At 42.1% G+C, this 20,907-nt stretch carries 22 protein-coding genes and 3 tRNA genes; 14 read left to right on the top strand and 11 right to left on the bottom strand.

Translation table 11 applies throughout. From position 1 onward, the window contains the following. Positions 1–62 precede the first annotated feature (62 nt). The 4 genes from ACEO2X_RS03555 to ACEO2X_RS03540 all read left to right on the top strand — a co-directional run bounded on the left by ACEO2X_RS03555 (position 63) and on the right by ACEO2X_RS03540 (position 2,399). Complete coding sequence (locus tag ACEO2X_RS03555) at positions 63–1,904, top strand: long-chain-acyl-CoA synthetase (protein WP_179997397.1); 1,842 nt, start codon at positions 63–65, stop codon at positions 1,902–1,904. Between the two features lie 194 nt (positions 1,905–2,098). Beyond that, positions 2,099–2,174: transfer RNA gene (locus tag ACEO2X_RS03550), tRNA-Lys, on the top strand. Between the two features lie 21 nt (positions 2,175–2,195). Continuing rightward, a tRNA-Lys gene (locus ACEO2X_RS03545) sits at positions 2,196–2,271 on the top strand. 52 nt (positions 2,272–2,323) lie between these two features. Continuing rightward, positions 2,324–2,399 (top strand) — tRNA-Lys (locus tag ACEO2X_RS03540). A 262-nt stretch (positions 2,400–2,661) separates the two neighbouring features. Here ACEO2X_RS03540 and ACEO2X_RS03535 read toward each other — a convergent pair. Then, on the bottom strand, positions 2,662–3,189 hold the full coding sequence (locus ACEO2X_RS03535; RefSeq protein WP_228153766.1) for a hypothetical protein: 528 nt from the start codon (positions 3,187–3,189) through the stop codon (positions 2,662–2,664). 363 nt (positions 3,190–3,552) lie between these two features. Here ACEO2X_RS03535 and ACEO2X_RS03530 point away from each other — a divergent pair, with 363 nt between their 5' ends. Continuing rightward, entirely contained in the window at positions 3,553–3,819 is a 267-nt protein-coding gene (locus tag ACEO2X_RS03530; protein ID WP_004976022.1) for a PspC domain-containing protein, read from the top strand. A 237-nt stretch (positions 3,820–4,056) separates the two neighbouring features. Here the strand turns inward: ACEO2X_RS03530 and ACEO2X_RS03525 are convergent, their stop codons facing one another. After that, positions 4,057–5,160, bottom strand: coding sequence for an HPP family protein (locus tag ACEO2X_RS03525; protein ID WP_371971089.1), 1,104 nt, complete (start codon positions 5,158–5,160; stop codon positions 4,057–4,059). A 202-nt stretch (positions 5,161–5,362) separates the two neighbouring features. On the opposite strand from ACEO2X_RS03525, the gene glyQ reads away from it, so the two are divergent. The 5 genes from glyQ (at position 5,363) to ACEO2X_RS03500 (ending at position 10,750) form a co-directional block, all read left to right on the top strand. Then, entirely contained in the window at positions 5,363–6,349 is a 987-nt protein-coding gene (gene glyQ, locus ACEO2X_RS03520) for a glycine--tRNA ligase subunit alpha (protein WP_019836027.1), read from the top strand. After that, positions 6,349–8,418 carry a glycine--tRNA ligase subunit beta gene (glyS, locus tag ACEO2X_RS03515; RefSeq protein ID WP_371971088.1) on the top strand — a complete coding sequence of 690 codons (2,070 nt, stop codon included), beginning with the start codon at positions 6,349–6,351 and terminating at the stop codon, positions 8,416–8,418. Before glyQ ends, glyS begins: the two co-directional genes overlap by 1 nt. Before the next feature lie 64 nt (positions 8,419–8,482). After that, the gene (locus tag ACEO2X_RS03510; protein WP_371971087.1) at positions 8,483–9,436 is read left to right on the top strand and encodes a COG2958 family protein; all 954 of its coding nucleotides are present in this window, start codon (positions 8,483–8,485) and stop codon (positions 9,434–9,436) included. 66 nt (positions 9,437–9,502) lie between these two features. Then, the gene (locus ACEO2X_RS03505; protein WP_096901314.1) at positions 9,503–9,892 is read left to right on the top strand and encodes a hypothetical protein; all 390 of its coding nucleotides are present in this window, start codon (positions 9,503–9,505) and stop codon (positions 9,890–9,892) included. A 342-nt stretch (positions 9,893–10,234) separates the two neighbouring features. After that, on the top strand, positions 10,235–10,750 hold the full coding sequence (locus ACEO2X_RS03500) for a hypothetical protein (RefSeq protein ID WP_323712671.1): 516 nt from the start codon (positions 10,235–10,237) through the stop codon (positions 10,748–10,750). 67 nt (positions 10,751–10,817) lie between these two features. Here ACEO2X_RS03500 and ACEO2X_RS03495 read toward each other — a convergent pair whose 3' ends face one another. Further along, positions 10,818–11,018: a hypothetical protein gene (locus ACEO2X_RS03495; RefSeq protein WP_371971086.1), complete on the bottom strand. Its 201-nt coding sequence runs from the start codon at positions 11,016–11,018 to the stop codon at positions 10,818–10,820. Between the two features lie 118 nt (positions 11,019–11,136). Next, positions 11,137–12,405, bottom strand: a complete 1,269-nt coding sequence (locus ACEO2X_RS03490) for a hypothetical protein (protein WP_371971085.1) — start codon at positions 12,403–12,405, stop codon at positions 11,137–11,139. A 120-nt stretch (positions 12,406–12,525) separates the two neighbouring features. On the opposite strand from ACEO2X_RS03490, the gene ACEO2X_RS03485 reads away from it, so the two are divergent. Then, a complete protein-coding gene (locus ACEO2X_RS03485) occupies positions 12,526–13,302 on the top strand; it encodes a class I SAM-dependent methyltransferase (protein ID WP_371971084.1) in 777 nt (258 codons plus the stop codon). Between the two features lie 14 nt (positions 13,303–13,316). Then, complete coding sequence (locus tag ACEO2X_RS03480; protein ID WP_096901318.1) at positions 13,317–13,871, top strand: hypothetical protein; 555 nt, start codon at positions 13,317–13,319, stop codon at positions 13,869–13,871. Positions 13,872–13,877: 6 nt separating this feature from the next. Here ACEO2X_RS03480 and ACEO2X_RS03475 read toward each other — a convergent pair whose 3' ends face one another. Together ACEO2X_RS03475 and ACEO2X_RS03470 are read right to left on the bottom strand one after the other, a co-directional pair. Then, the gene (locus ACEO2X_RS03475; protein ID WP_180187216.1) at positions 13,878–15,080 is read right to left on the bottom strand and encodes a TIGR03862 family flavoprotein; all 1,203 of its coding nucleotides are present in this window, start codon (positions 15,078–15,080) and stop codon (positions 13,878–13,880) included. 6 nt (positions 15,081–15,086) lie between these two features. Then, positions 15,087–15,779 (bottom strand): tRNA (guanine-N(7)-)-methyltransferase, encoded by a 693-nt coding sequence (locus tag ACEO2X_RS03470; protein ID WP_228291856.1) that lies wholly within the window; start codon positions 15,777–15,779, stop codon positions 15,087–15,089. An 86-nt stretch (positions 15,780–15,865) separates the two neighbouring features. Between ACEO2X_RS03470 and ACEO2X_RS03465 the strand changes: the two genes are divergently transcribed. Continuing rightward, positions 15,866–16,039, top strand: a complete 174-nt coding sequence (locus ACEO2X_RS03465; protein ID WP_004975985.1) for a DNA gyrase inhibitor YacG — start codon at positions 15,866–15,868, stop codon at positions 16,037–16,039. 204 nt (positions 16,040–16,243) lie between these two features. Then, entirely contained in the window at positions 16,244–16,423 is a 180-nt protein-coding gene (locus ACEO2X_RS03460; protein WP_004975984.1) for a hypothetical protein, read from the top strand. Between the two features lie 50 nt (positions 16,424–16,473). Here the strand turns inward: ACEO2X_RS03460 and ACEO2X_RS03455 are convergent, their stop codons facing one another. From ACEO2X_RS03455 to ACEO2X_RS03435, 5 genes are all read right to left on the bottom strand, one after another. After that, positions 16,474–17,118: an MBL fold metallo-hydrolase gene (locus ACEO2X_RS03455; RefSeq protein ID WP_104852986.1), complete on the bottom strand. Its 645-nt coding sequence runs from the start codon at positions 17,116–17,118 to the stop codon at positions 16,474–16,476. Positions 17,119–17,136: 18 nt separating this feature from the next. Further along, entirely contained in the window at positions 17,137–18,150 is a 1,014-nt protein-coding gene (gene hemH, locus ACEO2X_RS03450) for a ferrochelatase (RefSeq protein ID WP_104852985.1), read from the bottom strand. Positions 18,151–18,215: 65 nt separating this feature from the next. Then, on the bottom strand, positions 18,216–19,244 hold the full coding sequence (locus ACEO2X_RS03445) for a DUF4062 domain-containing protein (RefSeq protein ID WP_096901324.1): 1,029 nt from the start codon (positions 19,242–19,244) through the stop codon (positions 18,216–18,218). Positions 19,245–19,330: 86 nt separating this feature from the next. Beyond that, complete coding sequence (gene murI / locus ACEO2X_RS03440) at positions 19,331–20,206, bottom strand: glutamate racemase (protein ID WP_004975969.1); 876 nt, start codon at positions 20,204–20,206, stop codon at positions 19,331–19,333. A gap of 46 nt (positions 20,207–20,252) precedes the next feature. Continuing rightward, positions 20,253–20,864, bottom strand: a complete 612-nt coding sequence (locus ACEO2X_RS03435; RefSeq protein WP_004975967.1) for a DUF1285 domain-containing protein — start codon at positions 20,862–20,864, stop codon at positions 20,253–20,255. Between the last annotated feature and the right edge of the window lie 43 nt (positions 20,865–20,907).

The following is a 20,907-nucleotide window of genomic DNA, read 5'->3' as shown; positions in this document are numbered from 1 at the left end:
TACAAAACAACAAGACGTGATGCTGTGCAGATGCAACGGATGATGACAAAAACAGGATTCTTATGAACCAGATGACAAAAAGCGATTTAATTGGCTTAACGGATGTTGCGGCAAAAATTCCGCAGTTTATGACTAAAGTGCCTCACCTGATCACAGGGTTAAAGCAAGCCTATTTACGCACACCCAACACGCCTGCAGGCTTAGGTCTAGCATTTGAAAAAGCCGTGCATCGTAACCCGCATGGCTGTGCACTAGTGTTTGAAGATCAGCAGTACAGCTATTTACAGCTCAATGCTTGGGCCAACCAAATTGCCCATTACTATTTAAGCATAGGTGCACGTAAAGGTGATGTCATTGCGGTGATGTTGGAAAATCGCCCTGAATTAATTGCCAGTGTCATTGGCTTAGCAAAAATTGGCGTTACCGTGGCTTTGGTCAATACCGCACAAGTTGCCAAAGTTTTGGCGCACAGCATCAATTTAGTCAAACCAATTGCCGTGATTGTGGGGGAAGAATGTCGTCAAGCCGTTGCCGATATTCGCCAAGAACTTGAGCTTGCAGAAAATCGTCTGTATTGGTTTGCAGATCAAAATACCCGTACCGATGCCGGCACTGCGCCTGAAGGTTTTCAAAATTTAGCGCAATGCATTGCATCATTCCCAAGCTTTAATCCTGCCACCACACAGTCGGTACAGGGCAAAGATGGGCTGTTTTATATCTATACCTCAGGTACAACAGGCTTGCCTAAAGCGGTGATTTTCACCAATAGCCGTTGGACGTTGGCTTATGGTACCTATGGTCATGTCTTGGGTTTAAATCAGGATGATGTGATGTACTGCACTCTGCCGCTGTACCATGCCACAGGTATTGTGGTGTGCTGGTGTGGCGTAATTGCAGGCAGTGCCACCTTTGCCATCCGTAGAAAATACTCCACTTCATGCTTCTGGCAAGATGTACACAAATTCAATGCCTCTGCGATTGGCTATGTGGGCGAATTGTGCCGTTATTTAATGGATGCGCCTGCTTCTGATTTAGAGCGTGGGCATCGTGTGACCAAAATGATTGGCAATGGCATGCGTCCTAATATTTGGAGCAAATTCAAAACACGCTTTGGCGTTCAGGAAATTCTGGAACTGTATGCGTCTAGCGAAGGCAACGTCGGCTTTAGCAATGTGTTTAACTTTGACAACACGGTTGGTTTTTCACCGACACCTTATGCGGTCATTCAGTTTGATAAAGAAAAAAATGAACCCGTACGCGATGCCAAAGGCAAATGCATGAAAGTCAAAAAAGGCGAAGTCGGCTTATTGATTGGAAAAATCACCCGTCGCTCACCGTTTGATGGCTACACCGACCCTGAAAAAAACAAGGCGGTGATGATGCAAAACGTGTTTAAACAAGGCGATGCCTATTTTAACACGGGCGATTTAGTCCGCGACATTGGCTTCCGTCACGCCCAGTTTGTTGATCGTTTAGGTGATACCTTCCGCTGGAAAGGTGAGAACGTATCCACCACAGAAGTAGAAAACATTGTCAGTGACTATGAAAAAATTGCTGAAGCTGTCGTGTATGGCGTTGAAATCCCACATACCAATGGTCGTGCAGGTATGGCTGCGATTACCTTAAACGAAGGCTGCCAGTTAGATGAACAAGACTTGCGTCAAATGCTGGTGGAGTTTAAAAAAGCAATGCCCGCTTATGCAGTACCCGTTTTTTTACGCATTCAAAAGCAAATGCAAACCACAGGTACATTTAAATATCAGAAGAACACCCTGAAAACTCAAGGTTTTGATTTAAAACAGTGTGATGAAAAAATTCTGGTGTTATTGCCAAACCAATCTGCTTATTGCGAGCTGACCCAAGAAATTTACGACAATATTCAACAGTATCAATATCGCTTCTAAGCCACTATGTTGCCTATTTTTTGATTAGATACGACAAATTTGTTGCATTTATAATCAAACATAGGCAACTTTTTTATTTTTTACTTGCGCTCGCTTCATATCTTGCTACAATACGCTCCATCAAACGAAGTGGTGCTTAAAACCCTCTGGTTTTTCTTGCACTTCACAATCAAGCCTGCTTGATTGCTGGTTCAGGGTCGTTAGCTCAGTCGGTAGAGCAGCGGACTTTTAATCCGTTGGTCCCGCGTTCGAATCGCGGACGACCCACCATTTCCTTGATCAACCTTAGATGGGTCGTTAGCTCAGTCGGTAGAGCAGCGGACTTTTAATCCGTTGGTCCCGCGTTCGAATCGCGGACGACCCACCATCTTCTTCAAGGTTGATACTTTAAAAATGATCATCGTCATTTTTACTCCTCTGGGTCGTTAGCTCAGTCGGTAGAGCAGCGGACTTTTAATCCGTTGGTCCCGCGTTCGAATCGCGGACGACCCACCATTCCTTCTAAAAAATCTTTAAATTACCAGTCATCACAGCACTGTTCTGTGGATCGTGCAGTTTCGTAATTTACTATAGAATTCCCGTATTCTGCCCTGTTTGACTAACACTTTTATCCACTACACCTTGCTCAATTCAGTTGTAGACGATGTGCCATCATTGATAAATCATACTTTACACATCCCAAATAAAAACTTGATGTAAAAAAAACAAAAGCCCAAAAGTTTTTCACGAATGGGCTAAGAATTGAATGAGCGAATAATTAACTTGCTCTGATTAAATGATAGTTTTGCGAAGGTAAGGGATTGCTTTTAAAGTATTCACGATTATTTTCTGTTGCAATCGCAATTTTGTTTTTATCCATAATTAAATTATGGTCTTGATCAACATTATAGTAAAAGTTCACCCCAGAGGCGCGTGCCACCACAATTTGATGCGCGTCTTCATCATAGAACCATAAATCTTTGCGGTATTTTTTTTTATTGTCGTAACTGATTTGCCCCGCATTGACAAAAATACGATGCGCTGTCCCATCAGGCAATAAGGTCAGAATATAATCGACTTTTCCGCTTTCGCACATAACAAACTTATCTTCACAGCTAATCTGAATAGTATAGCGTCCCACATAAGTCAGATGATTTTCGGGAATATGATGTTCTGTTGCAGCCGTTTGCATGGGTGCGGTTGCCTGCCCTGCTACTTCAGTCAGTCTTTTAGTTTCTGCCTGTTCTGTATATTTTTGCACGGCAGCTTGCTCAAGTTGTGAATCATCGCATCCAAGCAATGCCACTGCACTCCATATAGAAACTGCGCAAATATTTGATTTAGCCGACACACTATCCCTCATATAGAGTGATTAGACTGAATGTTCAGTCCTATTCAAACCACCGAATAGGCAACTCAATGTAAGCCATGCTTTTCCTCAATCCTTTGTGGTCAAGCGCTTACTCTGCCCATCGCTTCTTTACGATATTTTAGGTGGATGCTGGTTTAAGCAACACTAAAAGTTACATAACTTTACTAATTGCTTTGCCACCGCCCTTTAAAAAACCCAAGTGCATCACCATTTTTATTCTATATACAGATGATGTGCTGCGAAGCTAAACATCAGCGGGTATTTATTTTGAATTTTAGATCTCTCAAGGAGAATTAGATGGCCAATGTTGGTTTATATCGCTCAAACCGCTCAAATATGATTGCTGGGGTTATGGGTGGTATTGCTGAACGTTTTGGTTGGAACGCAAATTTACTGCGCTTAATTTTTGTGATTGTTTCCGTGATGAGCGCTGCCTTTCCTGGCATTTTGGTGTATTTGGTGTTGTGGTTGGTGATTCCTAAACAAAACCAGTCGAATACAGCAAACTATACTCAGGGCTACACAAGACCTGTGCGCACAGTCAATCCTGATCAAGACCGATAAACGGTATTGAAATTTGAAAGACTGACCATATTTAAAGATTCATAGGCTTGAATCGTTTACCGATTCACTCGTAGACACCACCCTATTCACACAACTTTCTTCTTTTTCGCTACGATTGCTCCCCCAAGCATCGTAGCTTTTTTTTGCCTTTCAACCTGCACCATATTCAGAGTGTCATAACAGTTCAGTGTTTTCAGAATTGAAGCGTGTTGAATTCGCATCGACAATGTGAGTCAATCAATTCGTCTTTACAGCAAGCTGTTGATTCAAGACGGCAATCATGTCGGCACGGCTAATAATCCCCACCAAACGCTGCTGTTCTACCACAGGAATATAGTTAAAAGAACGCTCGACAAAGTACGGCACAAGGTCTTGAATACTTTGTTGCGGTTGCACCGTGACCACTTGGCGCAACATGATATGTTTCACCTGATGTTTCCAGCTATACGGAAAATCTGTTGCGTGTTTAAACCATTCCACCACTTCATACAGCGCCAAAGTTCCCACCAAATGTTGTTCAGTATCAATGACTGGTAAACTCATTAAATTCATGTGTTTGAATTTTTCTAAAGCACTGTGAATATCCTCATCTTGCTGCAAACTAACCACATCTTTACTCATAATATCTGCACAAGTCAGTGCTTGAGTTTGTCGTTCACTGGCTTTGTGTTGCGCTTCTAAAATGATTTTTTGTAAGTCGTATTCACTAATATCTAGCAACTGGGTTTGTGCATCTAAAACATCTTGAATATCTTGCGGCTGAATAGTGGCTTTTTGAGTAGGCGTTGGGTCTTGGGTACGTTGATTCAACTGTGGCGTTTGAGGATAAGGCTTGCCAATCATGCGGTTAAATACGATTGCAATCATCATCAGCAAAACTGAATTAAGCAGCACAGGATAAAAAATAAAGTGATAACCCAGCTCACGCACGGCATCTCCGCCAAGCACTGCGGTAATGGCCACTGCTCCACTCGGTGGATGCAGCGAATCGGTCGTCATCATCAAGAAAATAGATAAAGCCACAGCCACACTAAAGGCTTCGGTTAAATTTGGAATATATAAAGCACAGCTCACGCCCATAATTGCTGCAATACTGTTCCCAACTACAATATTCCACGGCTGCGCCAAAGGACTGGCAGGCACAGCAAACAACAATACCGAAGATGCACCCATTGGCGCGATATACCATGCGTTAATATCGCCCAACACCCACCAACTGATCAGGGAAGATAATGCCAAACCCAATAATGCGCCCAAACCACAAAGTAGGCGTTCTTTTAACGGCAATACTTTAAAATTGGGTTTCAGCGTATTCAGCCAATCAAGTTGTGAATGAAACACGGGCAGGCAATCCAGTGGTGACAATTGGACAAGATTATAAGGCAATCATTTAGTAATGATGTATTTGTTTTATATCTTTCATTTATCAGTGAATTTGTAAAACCCCAAACAACCAACCGCTAGTTGTGCTTTAACCTTTGCCAGCACCCCGCAAAATCCTTATAATTGAGCACAATTTTTCTCTAATTTTAAGTGGATGACCATGAGTCGCGCCATATCGCATATTGATACCTTTCAAGGCTTAATTCTTGCCTTACAAAACTACTGGGCGGAGCAGGGCTGCGTCGTTTTACAACCTTACGATATGGAAATGGGTGCAGGGACATTCCACACTGCCACTTTCCTACGTGCTTTAGGTCCAGAAACATGGAACGCGGCGTATGTACAACCATCTCGCCGCCCTAAAGATGGTCGTTATGGCGAAAACCCGAACCGCTTACAACACTACTATCAATTTCAGGTGGTGCTGAAACCAAACCCAGACAACATCCAGCAGTTGTATTTAGATTCTTTAAAAGCGATTGGAATTGACCCATTGGTGCATGACATTCGCTTTGTGGAAGATAACTGGGAATCTCCAACACTTGGCGCGTGGGGCCTAGGTTGGGAAGTATGGTTAAACGGTATGGAAGTGACGCAATTCACTTACTTCCAGCAAGTGGGTGGAGTTGAATGCTACCCTGTAACAGGCGAAATCACTTATGGTCTTGAGCGTTTGGCAATGTACCTGCAAGGTGTAGACTCAGTTTACGACTTGGTTTGGACTAAAGGACAGTTTGGTACTGTGACGTATGGCGATGTGTTCCATCAAAACGAAGTTGAACAATCGACCTATAACTTTGAATATGCGCCTGTTGATAAAATGTTTGAACTGTTTGACTTCTATGAAGTAGAAGCAAGCCGTTTAATTGCAGCAGAATTACCATTACCTGCTTATGAGCAAGTGATTAAAGCATCTCACTGCTTTAACCTGTTGGATGCGCGCGGTGCAATTTCTGTGACTGAACGTCAGCGTTATATTTTACGTGTTCGTACTTTGGCACGTTCTATTGCACAAAGTTATGTGGCTGCACGTGCAAAATTAGGCTTCCCAATGGCTGAACCGCATTTACGCGATGAAGTCTTAGCACAATTAAAAGCACAGGTTGAAGCGGAAGCCAAAGCGCAAAATACTGAGGAAAGCAAATAATGTCTAAACATACAGTTTTATTTGAACTCGGTTGCGAAGAACTCCCACCGAAAAGCTTAAAAACCTTACGTGATGCACTACTTGCAGAAACTGAAAAAGGTTTGAAAGATGCAGGCTTGGCTTTTGATGCAATTGAAGCCTATGCAGCACCACGTCGCTTGGCACTTAAAATTGCTAATGTCGATGCCGCACAAGCAGACACACAAAAACGCTTTGACGGCCCTGCTGTTCAAGCTGCTTACGATGCCGAAGGCAAACCAACCAAAGCCCTTGAAGGCTTTATGCGCGGTCAAGGCATTACGGTAGATCAAGTCTCTACATTCCAAGCAGGTAAAGTTGAAAAAGTGTGCTACTTAAAAGACGTGAAAGGTCAAAGCCTTGATGCGTTATTGCCACACATTTTACAAACAGCATTGGACAACCTGCCAATTGCAAAACGTATGCGTTCTGCTGCAAGCCGTACTGAATTTGTGCGCCCAGTAAAATGGGTCGTTTTACTTAAAGATCATCAAGTAATTGAAGCAACGATTCAAGACCATCAGGCAGGTAATGTCACTTATGGACATCGTTTCCATGCACCTGAAGCAATCAGACTACAACACGCCAATGACTATTTAGATGCGTTACGTGCGGCTAAAGTCATTGCGTCTTTTGAAGAACGTCAAGGAATTATCGACCAACAAGTAAAAGCGTTGGCAGATGAAGTCAATGCAATTGCGATTGTGCCTAGTGACCTACGGGATGAAGTGACTGCATTGGTAGAATGGCCTGTTGCACTACGTGCCAGCTTCGAAGAACGCTTCCTTGCCGTTCCTCAAGAAGCCCTGATCACTACCATGCAGGATAACCAGAAGTATTTCTGTCTGGTGAATGCTGAAAACAAATTACAGCCTTACTTCATTACCGTTTCAAACATTGAGTCTAAAGATCCGACTCAAATTATTGAAGGTAATGAGAAAGTGGTTCGTCCACGTCTGTCAGATGCTGAGTTCTTCTTCCTGCAAGACCAGAAACAGCCATTAGCTTCTCGTAAAGAGAAACTGGCCAACATGGTATTCCAGGCACAACTGGGTACTTTGTGGAACAAGTCTGAACGTATTGCTAAACTGGCTGTCGCACTTGCTCCGATTACGGGTGCAAAAGCTGAAGATGCTGAAAAAGCTGCCCTGCTTGCAAAATGCGACTTAACTTCTGAGTTAGTAGGTGAATTCCCAGAACTTCAAGGCATCGCGGGTACTTACTACGCACGTCTTGAAGGTGAAAATGACGAAGTTGCAGAAGCTTTAGGTGAGCAATATTTACCTAAATTCGCGGGTGATGTTCTGCCTAAAACCAAAACGGGTACAACGATTGCCCTTGCGGATCGTCTAGATACTTTAACTGGTATTTTCGGTATTGGTCAGGCACCTACAGGTTCTAAAGACCCATTTGCGCTACGTCGTTCTGCCATTGGTATCCTGCGTCTAGTGACTGAAAATGAACTTGATGTATCTATCGAAGACCTGATCAAGCTGGCATTGGCTGCTTATGGCGATGTATTAAAAGATCACGACAAGACTTTGGCAGATGCTGTTGCATTCCTTGAAGGTCGTTACCGTGCGAAATATGAAGACCAAGGCGTTGCAGTAGATGTGATTCAAGCCGTTCAAGCTTTATCACCAAAATCTCCACTAGATTTTGATAAACGTGTGAATGCGGTAAATCACTTCCGTGCCTTGCCTGAAGCGGCTGCATTGGCTGCTGCAAACAAGCGTGTTGCCAACATTTTAGCCAAAGAAACCGCACCTGAAGGAAGCGTCATTGAAGCTAACTTGGTGGAAGATGCAGAAAAAGCATTATTCGCGGAACTTGCGAAAATCACACCTGTGGTGGAGCCATTATTGGCAGCAAAAGACTACACCACCGCACTCTCTCAATTGGCTGCATTGCGTGCGCCTATTGATGCTTTCTTTGACAGTGTCATGGTGATGGCAGATGATGCAGAGTTGAAAGCCAACCGCTTACGTTTACTTGCGCAGTTACGTGATTTGTTTACACGTGTTGCGGATGTAAGTGTATTGCAGCACTAAAATCTTAATTACTTGTAAATTAAAAGAAACCCCGCTATTTTGATAGTGGGGTTTTTACATATTGATGAAAATAAAATTATCACAACCACAAAAAATCGTAGCATTTTTAAAATCAAATCCTAATCAAAAGTTTACAGCACGTAAAATTGCAGAAGCAATCCTAAACTTATACCCTCAAGATTACTTAGAAAAACGCAATAACCCTCGTTTTAGTACGGATGCTGAATTGATTAATCAAATTGTCGCTGAAATTGGCGCTCATAAAAATGCTATTTTAAAAGCTGAACCCCTCATACAATTACAAGACAAACCGCGACCACGCTTATATTGGTATGATCCTAATATCATATCGAACAGTTTAAAAATAGATACTCAAAATGAACCTGCTGATTTCGATGACCAACAAGAAGTTATTTCAACACTCACCACTAAAATCCTTTCAGAATATGATTTATATCCTGTACTAATTGAATATTTATCAAAAGAACTACAACTTTTCAGCTTGAGAATCGACGAAAAGAAATCATCCAATAATCGTGGTCAAAACGGCAATCAATGGTTACACCCCGATATTGTTGCGATGCAACCCATTGATAAAAAATGGCATGAATTAATAAGAACTTGTGTTAAACATGGTTCTGGACAAAATGTGCGTTTATGGTCATTTGAAGTAAAAAAAGAATTAACAGGCTCAAATATCCGAAGTAGCTTTTTCCAAGCAGTCAGTAATTCCAGTTGGGCAAATGAGGGCTACCTAGTAGCAACCTCTATTTCAACAAATGAAGTTGAAGAAGAACTGCGTATGCTTTCAGCTTTACATGGTATAGGTGTAATTTTACTCAACCCAGAAAATCCAACAGAAAGTGAAATCCTTTTGCCAGCTCGACGACGTTCAGAGGTGGATTGGCAATCAATAAATCGAATTTTGACTGAAAACTTGGATTTTAAAAACTTTATAGAGTTGGTTTCTATCTACTATCAAACTGGACGTATTCGTTCACAAGATTGGAATCATTAATCTGTAGGCATTTCACTTCAGATTCCCTATACTCAACCTAACAACGCTCAACAAGAAAACAAGCTTATGAAACTTAAAACACTCATTTTATCGGGTTTAACTTGCCTTTCTCTTAGTGCGTGTACTTCTGCACCTGTCATTCCACAGCTCACAGCAGGTGTTTTACAAGAAGTGAAAAATATTGAAGTTTACCCAGACACTGTCAATAACAGCGCCAAACTCACAAAATTTATTGATAAATGCGTGATCGAATTTACAGGCACACTGCAAGCAGGTCGTTCTATTGAACAATGGGCATTTAAAGGCAATGCATTAATTTCAGCTGGTTCTGCAACATTTGCACAAGATGGAACCAGCACAGCAACTAACTTTGACTTACATGATGCAACCGTGCAAAAAAACTTTATTACCCTACGCAACCATTTTCATAAAGATGCGCTTGCACAATGCAACTAAGCTAAAAACAGCTTTGAATGTATCTTGATGTAGCAAGATTGTTGGACTTTCAATATATATGCAGCATCTCTTGATAATTCAAACTAAGATGACAAAAGCAGTGTAGCCATTGTTGCCCTGCCTTAAAAACTCTCCAGAGTAACAAGACCCACAATTTTATGTGGGTCTTTTTCTTTAAGCTTGCAATGCTGCTATGATTTTAAACACTTTAAATTTCACCTAAAAACACATCATACTTATGAAAAATAAACACTGCAGATCATCTAGGCTTTATACAATGCAGTACATTCTATTCAAAACCTTTCATCGAACAGAATTCGACATCCAAAGAGGCACAGCACAATGAAAAAGATCAATATCAGCATTTGTATTGGACTAATACTCAGCAGTGCTTCTGTGTGGGCACAAAATAGTGATGCGCAAACTCAAAGCAATAAACCAATTCAACCTTATGCAGACAACCCAAACCTTTTACATGTTTGGGCATATAAAACTCAGGAAGGTGTGATTCAAGCTGCACAAAAAGTTGGCGAAGTCACAGAAAAAGGCATTGAAAAAATTCGCCCATCCGCACATCAAGCTTTAGACAATGCCAAACAATTGGGCAGTCAGGGTGCCGCTCAAGCCAAGCATACTGGGCAGCAACTAGCCAACAATGTAAATACTAAAATTCAGGAAACCAAAGAAGTGATTACTGGACAAAGTGATCATGCCGTGCCTATCTATCAAGCACCATTAAGTGTGCCTTCACAGACTGTTGCCCCTGCAGCCACCACTGCCGCACCTACTCAGGAAGCACAGACGCAGGCTGCGCCAAGTACAGAGTCTGAAGAAGAAATTAAAGTGATCAAGCTATAATTTTTTCTGATTTATTGGTTACTAGAAAAGCACAAAAACAACTCAGCGCAAATAAAAAAGCCTGCATTTAATCTGCAGGCTTATTCATGTGATAGCGTATCGATTTTTGAATTTGTCGAAATACATAAGTGCCTAATCCCAACAAAACCAACAAACCTAAAGTAAAAAATAGATAAGCCTTCGGCTCAGGCGCATCTGCAAATAAAGTCGCAGATAAAATGAAACTGGACAGCAAAACAAGCACAGCAGGCATCAACAACTTGGTCATACATACTACCCTTGGAATGATCAACAAAAGCATGTTTTAAGATCATCTTAGCCCAATGGCAAAACAATACAAGTGTCTAAAATTTAAACCATCTAAATCATGGATCAAACTTTGCAGCTTACTGTTCCAGTTCTAGGGTAAATTTGGCAGTATCTGGCAAATCTTCCACAAAGTCGTTGCCGCCAAACTCATCACTGCTCAGGTTCAAATCTTTATAGCTCAACACAAAATAGTCGCTATATTTTTTCAATATTAGTGGGTGCATGCCTGCAGCAAGTGCATCTTGTTCCTTGCATAGTTTCATGACATGACGATCATTCATACTAATTAAATAGCGTTCATCATTCAGATAAATTTGCACCAAACCACTGCCCTTTACATAAATCGGAATCAGGAATTTATGGTTCAAAGCAATCGCATGTGCGGCATAGCTCTCAATTTTTTGGCTGATGATGTTAAATACCAAACCATGACCAAAATGGTCGAGCAAGACATTACGATTTTCATACGGCAACTGAATTTGTAAGCCAAGTTTGTTTAAATCGTGCTGATCGACCTGTTTATTACTAAGCAAAGAGCGAATCAGGTTTTGTTTTAACTTGGCATCAAAAAAGTTACTGTCTAGCTGTAAGTTATTGTATTTTAAAATACGACCTAAAGACCAACGATGATTCGGCAAGACATTTTCAATCACTTTACGATAGTAAAACTTGCTGTTCTTTTTCACCTTGCGAATTTTTTGGTAAAAGAACGGCGCATCAAAAGGATGGGTTAAAAAGTCATTCAGTAATTCAGAGTTGGCTAAAATCGCAATTGCATCATGCCCTGTAAATGGCAAATGTAAGGTATGTAAATGCGGAATTAAAGGCTGAATTTTTAAATAATGCCCACGATCTTCAGCATAATATTGGTCATAGACCACAATATATTCACGCTGTGCCGATACATCTTGCGCTTGAATGCGCATATTGGCATTTAAGTCTGCATGATAAAACATGTTATAGCGTGGGTCGTGAATATCTTCAGGGTCAATTGAATACTGCGGCACCAAAGCCACAATACGGTTTAAATCCAGCAAATTGGAATATTTAATTGCTGCATAGCCGCCCATTGAGCCGCCATAGCCCACTCGAATTTTAAACGAGGCAATCAGGTCTTGAATGGCTGCCAACATGGCGCGCATAGAAGCTTCAGGAAACCATGATTTTTCCTTAGGCATGACCCCAATCACATTAAAATGAAACTTTTCCAGTGATTTTTCGGCATTAATAGACGTTCCTTTGGCCCGTGTAATTAAATCGCCAAAAGAAAAAATCAGCTCCTGAGATGAGCCTTTCATGAAAATAGCGCGGATATGTCCGTCTTCAAAAATTATGTGTTTGTCCATTCCCACACCGGCGCCAAGGCGCTGAATTAAACCGTTACTTTAAACTTGAATACCCTGTACGCAAGTCCAAAAGTGAATATGTTATTTTATAGATGCACAGCAGATTAAAAATCGCAAAATATGACACAATCTCTACATCCTGCCGCACAACAAGGCTTTGCTTTAGGGGCAAACCTATATCAACAAGTTCGCCCCAGTTACCCGCAAGAAGTCGATGTTTTCCTGCAAGATCAGCTCCAAGTTCCACTTAATAGCAATATTGTAGACTTGGGTTCTGGCACAGGAAAGTTCCTGCCACATTTGCTCAAACTGACAACTCAGCTTATAGCGGTAGATCCGATTGCCAGCATGTTAGCCGAATTAGAACAACTTTACCCACAAGTTAAGACAATTCAAGCACGAAGTGAGCAATTACCACTGCACGATCAATATGCAGATTTGGTGAGCTGTGCGCAATCTTTTCATTGGTTTGCCAATCTGCAAAGTTTAAAGGAAATTCACCGAATCTTAAAACCGCAAGGTCATTTGCTGTTAATTTGGAATCAACGTGATATTTCAGTCAATTGGGTCAATGCACTGGCAAAGATGATTTTGCCTTTTGAGGGCGATACACCGCGTTTTCACAATCAGGACTGGCGTCAGGTATTTGCCGATACAGATTTATTCCAACTTACTCACGAGCAGAAATTTCATCACACGCATGTTGGTACAGTCGAACAAGTGGTATCTAAGCGTTTGCTTTCGACCAGTTTCATTGCTGCAATGCCAACTGAACAGCAACAACAACTCAAAACACAATTTGAACAATTAGTATTAGAATATACGAATAAGCATGTGCAAGATGAAATTGAATTTCCCTATTGCACACATTTGTATGTCTATCAAAAAGTTGAATGAGAGGGAGCAAATAAATGCAAATAACCTTTAAACACGCGATTGCTCCCTTAACAATTTTTTTGGCGTTCTCCCTCAGCGCTTGCGAGCGCAGCAAAGTAGAACATGCAGACAAACTCAGCCCTGAAGATCAAATCATGCAAACTCAGGTCGAGCAAGCCGCGATTCAGCCCTTTGAAATGACTGCGGATGACCCGCATGATATTCAATTGCTGATGGATTATGAACAACGCCATGACCAAATGAGCAATGATTTGGAAGATGAGTTAGAACGCTTGCATGAAAGCCAACAACTCGATGCTGCATTTGCACAAAATCGCCTGCAGGACAACATTCAATCTGCCTTGAGTATGCTCAAAGAACTGGATTTAAAGACACCGCAAGGGCGTTATATTCAAGGCCTAATGAGTCATTATTGGGAACAGCAAGCGCAATATCTAGCAACTCAAAATACAACTTCTGCACCTTATCCTGTCAGTAAAGAACAACGTCAGCAAGGCTTAGCAGACTTGCTACAGGCGCAGCAACAACTAGAACATTGGCGTGGGCAATATCCACAACTTGATGAATAACGTGTTTTACGGACGCTGCTGTAAATACTGATGCACTCCTTCAGCGGCAGCGCGTCCTGTAGCAAAACAGGCTGTCAGCAAATAGCCGCCCGTTGGCGCATCCCAATCCAGCATTTCACCACAGAGAAAAACGTGTGGATTGGAATTTAACTGCAATTGTGCAGATAAAACCTCACGTTTGACTCCGCCCGCACAGCTAATTGCTTCTTCAATAGGACGAAAACCCTTTAAAGGCACCGTTAAATTTTTAATCTGCTGCGCCAATTGCATAGGTTGCTGCCAAAGGGCTTTATCCACCAACTCACGCACGACTGCAGACTTCACGGCATCCAAACCTGCCTTACGCCAAATATTGCTTACAGACTGTTTTTTGGAAGGTTGCAACTTTTGGTAGAGTTGCTCAACGGTTAAATCGGGTAGCAAATCGAGTTGTAACTGCAGCGGTTGTTGAGCGTGCTGCAACTGTCGCAATGCTCGCCCTTGCTTATAAATTAAGCCACTTTCCAAACCATAATGGCTAATCACAATATCGCCCATGCTCGCTTCAGCGCCTTTCACCCATGCTTGCACACGTTTTAAAGGTTGTCCAAAAACTGGCTGCATATAGTTAGACCAGTGACATTCCACCCCTGCATTACTGGCTTGAAAAGGCTGAATTTCATTGGCAGATAACCAACGCTGCCATGCACCATCACTACCTAATTTCGACCACGACACTGCTCCACATGCCATCACAATAGCGGCAAACTGCTGTTGTTCAACTTGCGCTGTACTTAGATTTTGAATACTGAGTTGATTGTTCTTTAAATCACATACCTGATGCCGATAATGAAACTGCACGCCTGCATCAACCAAGCGTTTTAACCATGCGCGTAGCAAAGGTGCGGCTTTCATTTCTTGTGGAAAAATTCGCCCCGATGAACCTACATAAGACTGAATACCTAAACCCTGCATCCAGTTTTGAATCCAAGCCGCATCCCATTGTTGAATCCACGGCGCCAACCATTCCACCTGATCATAACGCTGAATAAATTGTGCAATCGGTTCGGCATGTGAAATATTCAGCCCCGTTTTACCTGCCATCAAAAACTTACGTGCCGCTGAAGGTTTCTGCTCATAGACATGCACATCATAGGCATACTGACTCAGCACTTCGGCAGCCATTAGCCCTGCTGGCCCTGCTCCTATAATTGCAATGCGCTGTTTCATGCCTGTTTACTCAGTTGTTGCACTTGAGTCTGCAGAAACTTTCGCCTCAACTGCAGCAGGTGTTAAAGTCGGCTGCTGTCCTTGCAAAGGCTGAAAATCATCAAAACGGGTTGTATAAGCCGCAGGTTTGCTGATCAGCAGTTCCTGACAACGCTCACCACGTGCTAAATATTTGATTTCAAAATGAGTGCGTGCTGAATCTACTGGAACATCCTGCTGAATAAATGGCAATTTCCACACTTCAATCAGCTGTTGCTGTGCTTCTGCAATATATTCAGGAATATTACTTACCAAAGTAATACTGCCGCCTGCTTTTAAACGCGACAATAAAAACTCAAAAAATGGCATATTCAACCAACGCTGGGTGGCATTATGTGGTTCTGGATTCGGATATAAAATAAAGAATTGCTCAACTTGAGCAGGAAATAAAGCATGCACAATCCATGGAATGGCATCGGCATGCACAATTTGTAAGTTGTGCTGACCTTCAAGTTGATGCTGTTTTTGCATCGCTACAAATTTTTCGCGGGTACGCTCAATCGCAATTAATTTTTTATCGGGATGTTGCCCACTAAATAATAAAGCATGCTTGCCTTTTCCCGCACCAATTTCAACACAAATCGATTCATTGGCAATGGCTTGAAAATCACGAGGGGCATGCATACGCTGGGCTTGAAATTGACGAATTGGCATAATCAGATCAAACTTACAAAATTCGGCACAAGTCTATCAAGTCAGGTGCTATTTGCCTAATCCAATCCTGCATTTTTCATTTGGAGTTGATCATGCCACGCACTTTTCCTTGCCCTCGTTGTGGTGAACCTTCGCAATGGGAAAACAATCCATTTCGTCCTTTTTGTTCTGAGCGTTGCAAGCTCATTGATTTAGGCGCATGGGCAAATGACGAGTATCGTTTACCCACCCAAGATGCTCCGCAAGCAGAAAACTCTGAGGAATAAGCAATAAATTTCCACGCCAAATATTGCCTAAAACTACACACAGTTTCATGGAATTTTTCACATTTTTAGAAAAATTATTCAAAATTTAGTTGTTCTATAATTGCTTTCAGCAGAATTAGCACAGGTTATACTTTGCACTATTCGTGACTCCGTCACTGCACATAACAATAAAGAAAGCAAAAAATAACCTAGGAACATTTCACCATGGAAATCATGTTAAAAGGAATTGTAATGCTGTGTATTTTACTCTCTACCAGCAGTTTAGGCTTTGGACTGTACGCGCATGATTTACTCATGCTGTGCATAGGCATCTTACTGACAATTTTCACAATGCTGTTTGCAATTGAAAGCAAACAAATGCTGAATAATCCCTTTCGCAAATAAAAAAGTCAGCGACTGCTGACTTTTTCTTAAAGCATAAATACACACTGCTTTTAACCTGCTTGCCCTGCTACAAACGGGTTATGCTGTTTTTCAAAACCAATGGTGCTGATTGGCCCATGCCCCGAAATAAACTGGGTGTCATCAGGCAAACTAAAACACTCGCGCTGAATTGAATCTAATAATTGTTGATGATTACCACGCGGAAAATCTGTACGACCAATAGAACCCTTAAACAGCACATCACCCGTCCACAAAATGCCATATTTAGCGTTATAGAACATCACATGACCTGGAGTATGTCCTGGGGCATAGCGCACTTCAAAACTTTCTTCACCGAGTTGTAGCACTTCACCACCGTCTAGCCACTGGCTCACAGTGACTTTTTCAGGGATAGGAAAACCATAACGCGCAGATACTTCTTGCAACTGATCTAACCAAAAAGCATCTTCTTTCTGTGGACCAATCACAGGAACATTCCAGTAATGTTGCAACGCACCAACAGCCCCCGCATGGTCTAAATGTCCATGAGTGAGCCACAAAGCTTTCACCGTTAAACCCAACGCTTCAACTTCGGCTTTCAGCTTTTCAGGCTCACCGCCTGCATCAATCAAAATTGCTTCTTTGCTTTCTGCATCCCACACAATCGAGCAGTTTTGCTGAAAAGCGGTGACGGGAACAATTTTGACTTGCAACATGGTGGCGAACCTCAAAAGTTAATGGCTTAGGTTAAGCTTTACAGCATCAAGATTAGCTTGAAGTAAATGTTTGAGCAAATCCAAATGATCGGCACGGGTATTCAGTGCAGGAATATAGGCATATTCTTTGCCACCTGCTTGTAAAAACAATTCTGCGTTTTGAATTGCCAATTCTTCTAGCGTTTCCAAACAATCTGCAGAAAAAGCAGGACTCATAATTTGCACCGACTTCACGCCCTGCTGTCCCCATTCTTCAAGTAAGACATCGGTATAGGGTTTGACCCATTCTTGTTTGCCAAAACGTGACTGGAAGCTAATTGCCCACTGATCATCATTTAAATTTAAAGCATCGGCAAGCAATTTGGCCGTGATCCGACAACGCTCGGCATAAGGGTCGCCCTTATCAGCATAGGGTTGTGGAATGCCATGAAACGACATCAATAATTTTTCTGCCACACCATGCTCGGCTTGAAATTCACGCACACTTTGCGCCAACGCCTGAATGTATAAAGGATGCTGATAATAATCACGAATGATGGATAAGCCCGGCAAATTACGCTGCTGTGGCACCCATTTGGCAACGGCATCATATAAAGGTGCAGTCGAAGTTGCCGAATATTGTGGAAATAAAGGGAACAAAATCACGTGATCTTGAGGATTTTGACTCAAAGCTGCCAAAGCCTGTTGAATACCCGGATTGCCATAGGTCATTACCGGTAGAATATTCAATTCAAACTCAGGATATAGCGGCAATAACTGCTGTTTTAAAGCATCAACCTGTTGCAACAAAATTTCCCGCATCGGTGAATCTTGCTGCCAGACCATGGCATAAGCATGTGCAACACGCTTAGGACGAAATGGCAAAATGAATAAGTTCAAAATGATTTGCCAAATCGGTTTTGGAATTTCAATCACCCGTTGATCGGATAAAAACTGCTTTAAAAAACGGCGAACCGCTGCTGCAGTCGGTTCATCAGGCGTACCTAAATTGGCTAAAAGAACGGTTACTTTGGGTTTTGCTGTAGACAACATTCAGCCCTCGTGTCTGATGATTGAGCCCGACTACTTTAACAGTTTTTTCACTCTGTATTGAGAGATTAATACGGTGTTTTAAATGAATAAACCCGATCGGTATCTAGCAAATTGCTCTCTAAAAGTTTTTGCGCTTTTGCCGTGGTTTGCCACAACATCCGCTGACGATCATCACGCCCCGCCTGCACAATCCAGTCATTTTGACGCATTTGCATTTTAATCTGATGCAAGGCCCGAATATTGATTTGGGCACGTGCAACTGCATGCGCACGTGGCATGATCCGACGTGCATCCTCCAAACCAGTTTCATTCAAATATTCATTCATGCGTTTCGAAAAATATTCTTCAGGGGTTGGATGAATAAAAGTATTGCCTAAAATTGCCAACAACTGCGCCCAACTTAAACTTCGCTCAACTTTCAGCTCTCTAAAGTTACCATCCTGATAGGCATGCATGCGATATTCAAAACGATATGATTCATTCATCGACACTTTAGATACGCTTAGAAACGGGTCTGCTTCGCGCTGTCCCACATCGGTTTCCAGCTGACGTAACTTACTTTTTAAACGTTCAATTTCATCATGCAAAGCTTGTGTATTTTGCGGGCGCACCCAACCAGAAGTCGGATAACGTTCTAGCATTTGCGACATATTAAAGCGGACAGCAAGCTCTAAATCACGCAGAGTGCGGTAGCTAAACACCTGATCGACTTCTTGTTGTAATAATTTACGGAACTCTTTGAATTTTTCACGCAATTCAGGTTTTTCATCATGTAAAGATGAATCACGTGAATCTGGGTCTTCGTGCATAAATACAATGATCGGCTTTTGCTTGGTGACTGCATAAATATACTCTAAATGCATATACCCCACGCCCGACACCGATTGCTCACCGTACTGGCTGCCCAATAGAATCACCACATAATCACAATCATCAATTTGACGGCGTGCAAATGCAGTGCTGAGTGGGGTACGTTGTTCTAAACCCCACGAAAAAAAACCCATTCCCACCAATGTTTGTGCCAAGATCACTCGTTCTGGCTGCATATCTGCCCCAGACGTCGAGATAAAGACCTGATAGCGCTTATCGAGCATTGGTTTCCCCTCTCCTATTGCCATTACAAGTCGGTCACCGTCTACTTGTAATGCCTTTCCCCAATCATAAAAAAATTATCTTAAAGTCAGTCCACAGTACTCACATTTGCGATACTCCAAGAAATATTGCCTGGAATAAGATGCTGCAACACGGGCTTTAATTGTTCTGCATTGTTCCCGCTGACATAACACGCAATTTGTAAAGTATCTGCCAAACTTTGTTCAAATAATAACTCATTTTTAATTAAAATGCGGGAAGTTTGACGCGCAACGGCAATTCCTGAGTCAATTAATGTCAGTTTCTGACCAAAAATGGACTCAATCGCAGGTTTTAGGAAAGGATAATGGGTACAACCGAGCACCAAATAGTCCGCGCCCTGATCGACCACAGGTTGCAAACTCTGCTGTAAGGAACTTAAACATGCCTCACTCATTTGCGCCCCTTGCTCAACAAAAGGCACTAAATCTAGATTGGTGACATTCAAGACTTGCACTTGAGCAGGAATCGCAAAACGCTGCATCACATCTTTAATAAGTTGTCCGCGAAAAGTCGCAGGCGTCGCAAGTACAGCCACAGTTTTGCTTTGGCTATTTAATACGGCAGGCTTTAAAGCAGGCACTAAACCAATAATGGGAAAATCTTCGCCGTAATGATCGCGCAGATAATCTAGACTAAAAGCAGAAGCAGTATTACACGCCACGACCGCAACTTTACAACCTTGTCGATATAACCATTCGATTGCAGCTGCAGTGAGTTCTCGAATATTTTGATCATCACGTGGGCCATACGGCACATGTGCAGTATCGGCATAATAAAGGATGCGCTCATTGGGCAAATATTCTGCAATTTCAATGGCAACTGACAAGCCTCCTATGCCCGAATCAAAAATACCAATTGGCGCACTGGCTTGTGCTTTTGGCATGGCTTGATTTAAGGGAGAAACAGGATGAATGGCTGTCATAGCAAGAGATTCAGCAATACAAAATGGGATGAATAAAGCTTAAACCTCAGCTGCTTAAATGCAAGTGCAAATCACCACTTTTCAACGATAAAATCGTTTCGCCCTGCGCATTTTCACTCAGCTCGCCCAATTCCACCAAATGTAAAAAAGCCGCACGCTGAATCAGGGCATTAATACCAAAACGCACATGCACATAAGGACGCAGCTCACCTGCATATTCACGCATAAAAATAGGATGCTCGGCATCAACAATCACAATATCCTGATGTGTAGTGATAAGTTGAATATAATTTTGCTGTCCGATTTCGACCACATCAACCTGATTGATGAACAAAGGCTCATCTTCTACCTGGATTTCAATTTGTTCCACTGGGGTTTTTAAATAAAACTTGCCCTGCTCTTTCCATAACACACTAGAAAACAGATCAACCAATGCCTGACGTTTGATCAATTGACCTTCGTGCCACCATTCTCCATTGGCTTTGACCAGCAAATCCATTGCTCCACAATGCTTTGGATGCCATTGCTCCAAAGGAGGGATTGATCTTTTGTGACCTGACTGTCCAGTTTTTATATATTGTGCAATGTGCATTAAATTTTTATTATCAGCCGTAGCTACATTTTCTGTCGGTTTGATTGAATTATCGTCATGCTTCATGCTGCAGTACCTTACTGACGGAAAAATAATACGATTCAGCCAA

Source organism: Acinetobacter sp. AL9 (assembly GCF_041464035.1).
Classification (GTDB): Bacteria; Pseudomonadota; Gammaproteobacteria; order Pseudomonadales; family Moraxellaceae; genus Acinetobacter; species Acinetobacter towneri.
This window is presented reverse-complemented; position numbering and strand designations above follow the sequence as displayed.